This is a genomic window from Amycolatopsis circi (assembly GCF_003385235.1).
Lineage (GTDB): Bacteria > Actinomycetota > Actinomycetes > Mycobacteriales > Pseudonocardiaceae > Amycolatopsis > Amycolatopsis circi.
This window is the reverse complement of sequence record NZ_PQIA01000271.1, coordinates 1-3,133: the sequence shown is the minus strand read 5'-3', so window position 1 is coordinate 3,133 and position 3,133 is coordinate 1. Positions and strand designations below refer to the sequence as shown.

At 68.1% G+C, this 3,133-nt stretch carries 3 protein-coding genes; 2 read left to right on the top strand and 1 reads right to left on the bottom strand.

Going from position 1 to position 3,133, the window contains the following annotated elements; genetic code table 11:
• The coding region (locus D0D37_RS46100; RefSeq protein ID WP_244223921.1) for an SGNH/GDSL hydrolase family protein at positions 1-771 on the top strand (771 nt) is incomplete at its 5' end.
• Here the strand turns inward: D0D37_RS46100 and D0D37_RS46095 are convergent.
• A complete protein-coding gene (locus D0D37_RS46095; RefSeq protein ID WP_116206867.1) occupies positions 737-1,492 on the bottom strand; it encodes a metallophosphoesterase family protein in 756 nt (251 codons plus the stop codon). The two genes, D0D37_RS46100 and D0D37_RS46095, sit on opposite strands and share 35 nt — an antisense overlap.
• 78 nt (positions 1,493-1,570) lie before the next feature.
• Here D0D37_RS46095 and D0D37_RS46090 point away from each other — a divergent pair, with 78 nt between their 5' ends.
• A complete protein-coding gene (locus D0D37_RS46090) occupies positions 1,571-2,953 on the top strand; it encodes a replication-associated recombination protein A (RefSeq protein WP_116206866.1) in 1,383 nt (460 codons plus the stop codon).
• Positions 2,954-3,133: the final 180 nt, after the last annotated feature.

Genomic DNA, 3,133 nt, shown 5'->3' with positions numbered 1-3,133 from the left:
ACCCGCCGAGCCAACCGCCTGGCAATCCTCGGCGACTCGACAGCCGTAGGACTAGGCGACCCCCTCCCGAACCGCGGCGGCTGGCGCGGAGTTGGCCCCTTGGTCGCGGAAGCATTGGGCATCGACGAAACCGGCTACCTGAACCCGTCCTTCACCGGCGCCCGCATGGCTTGCGTACGCACCGACCAGCTCCCGCTGGCGATCGCCCACCGTCCAGACGTAGCCCTGGTCGTAGTAGGCATGAACGACACCCTCCGCCCGGACTTCGACCCGGACGACGTCGCCGCGGACCTGACCGCCATCGTCCGCGAGCTGACCGCGGTCGGAACCACCGTCCTGCCAGTACGTTTCCACGACCACAGCAAGGTCTTCCGCCTCCCGCCGTCCCTGAAACGAGCCCTGAGCGCCCGCGTAGCGGAACTGAACGAGGCAATCGACCGCGTAGTAGCAGCAGAAGGCATCACCTGCCTGAACCTGGACGCCCTGCCCGGCGCCTACGACCTCACCGTCTGGAGCGTCGACCGCCTGCACCCCTCCGAACTCGGCCACCGCCTGCTCGCCCAAGGCTTCACGAACCTGGCCGCAGCAGCCGGTTTCGCGATCCCAGAGCCAGTAAGCCTCACCTGCTCCGGCGGAGTGGAGCCCAGCGCCGCCGGACACTTCGGCTGGCTGGTAGCGAAGGGCGTGCCGTGGCTATGGCGGCGCGGACGCGAGTTTCTGCCCTACGCCGCGGTCATCATGTGGCGTTCGTTCCGTGAGCGCGTGGGCTGAATACCCGCAACGCCTCCGCATCCGACGCCGGATTCCGTATGAAGTAGTCGTTCCAGTCCTGAATTCCGGGATACTCCGACGTCTCAGCCAACTCCTGGCACACGGCCTCCGCGTCGAAGGCGGTACGCCGCAACTCCACGCCAGGACCGAGCCGCGCCCAGTGCGCACCCGTTGTGCCGTAAGGCATTCCGATGCTTCCCGGGTTCACGATCCGGCACCGGTCGGCCAGGCGGAGAAACGGCATGTGGGTATGCCCGCACACCACGGTTTCCGCGGTGACGCCGTCCAGGACTTCGGCCCACCGCGACAACGGGCTGTCCACGAGCGCGACCTCTTCGTCGTCGCGCGGAGTCGCATGGCAGAACAGCACTTCGCCGAGACCGTCGATCTCCAGCGTGACCGTCAACGGCAAGCTGTCGAGGAGCGCGACCTGGTCCGGTCGCAGCTGCGTCGCCGCCCAAGGACCGATCGGATCCGGGATTTTCGTGGGGCCGCCGCGCGCGAGGGTGACGAGTTCGCGATCAGCATTGCCGCGCACCCACACCGCGTGATCGCCGAGCGCGATCAGCCGGTCGAGCGTCTGCCGGGGCAGTGGTCCGGCGGCGAGGTCGCCGCACAGGACGACGAGATCGGCAGCTTGGAAGTCGGGTTCGGCGAGGACCGCGTCGAGCGCGGGCAGCACGCCGTGGATATCGGACAACACCGCGACCGAGGAGACCATCGCCCCAGTCTGCCCCTCCGGCGGCGCCGCGGGGCCGGGCGAGCGGGATTGTCGGGGTCGTCGGATACCGTCGTCGGCGTGGCACAGGACGAACTCTTCACGGTGAACCCCGACGCGGGGCCGCCGCCGGAACCCTCCGGAGCGAACCAGGCCGAACCGCAGGCCGACCCGGCGACGTCGCCGCTCGCGGTCCGGATGCGGCCGCGCACCCTCGACGAGGTGGTCGGCCAGCAGCACCTGCTGCGGGAAGGGGCTCCGCTGCGCCGGCTGGTCGAGGGGGCCGCCCCGGCGTCCGTGCTGCTCTACGGGCCGCCCGGCACCGGCAAGACCACGCTGGCGAACCTGGTGTCGATCGCCACCGGACGCCGGTTCGTCGCGATGTCCGCGCTGTCGGCGGGCGTCAAGGAGGTGCGCGGCGTCATCGAGGAGGCTCGGCGGCGCCGGCAGTACAACACCGAGAACACCGTCCTGTTCATCGACGAGGTGCACCGGTTCTCGAAGACCCAGCAGGACGCGCTGCTCGGCGCTGTCGAGGACCGCACGGTACTGCTCGTGGCAGCGACCACGGAGAACCCGTCGTTCTCGGTGGTGTCGCCGCTGTTGTCGCGGTCCTTGGTGTTGCAACTGCGGCCGCTCACCGACGACGACATCGTCGCTGTCCTGGAGCGCGCGTTGACCGACGAGCGTGGGCTTGGCGGGGAACTCACGCTTACTGATAAGGCGCGAGCGCATCTCGTGCGGCTAGCCGGCGGGGACGCACGGCGGGCGCTCACTGCGCTGGAGGCGGCTGCGGACGCCGCGGCTTCCACGGAAAACAAGACGATCGATCTTGCCGTTGTTGAGTCCACTGTGGACAAGGCGGCTGTTCGTTATGACCGCGACGGTGATCAGCACTATGACGTGATCAGTGCGTTCATCAAGTCGATCCGGGGGTCGGACGTCGACGCGGCTTTGCATTACCTGGCGCGGATGATCGAGGCGGGGGAGGATCCTCGATTCCTCGCGCGGCGGCTGGTGGTGCATGCGAGCGAGGATGTCGGGCTTGCCGATCCGACCGCGTTGCAGGCGGCGGTGGCTGCGGCGCATGCGGTGCAGTTCATCGGGATGCCGGAGGGGCGGCTTGCGTTGGCGCAGGCGACGATCCATCTCGCTACCGCGCCCAAGTCGAATGCTGTGGTTACCGCGATCGATACCGCGTTGAGTGACGTTCGCAAGGGTGCGATCGGGACTGTGCCGCCACATCTGCGGGATGGGCACTATGCGGGGGCCAAGCAGTTGGGCAACGCGCAGGGGTATCGGTATCCGCATAACGTGCCGGAGGGTGTGCTGGCGCAGCAGTATCCGCCGGATGAGCTGGTGGGGCGGGATTATTACGAGCCCACCCAGCGGGGCGGGGAGCGGACGTTGGCGGAGCGGGTGCCTCGGTTGCGGCGGACTATTCGGGGAGAGCGGCAGGGGTGAGTCCGTCCCGGTCAGCGGTGCCTGCGTGAAGGTTGCCACTTTCTGCCCGGTGAGGGTTTGAGCGGGAACATTCGGGTGCGTCGCTGGTTGGTCCTCTTCAAGGAGGGGGCTGCGATGACGTTGTTGACTGTGTGGCCTGACGATCAGCCTGGGCATGTGGTTTTGCGGACTGAGGACACT

What these genes read in the sequence shown, in the direction of transcription:
- D0D37_RS46095 (WP_116206867.1), bottom strand. Translation starts at nt 1,492, where the DNA reads ATGGTCTCCTCGGTCGCGGTGTTGTCCGATATCCACGGCGTGCTGCCC.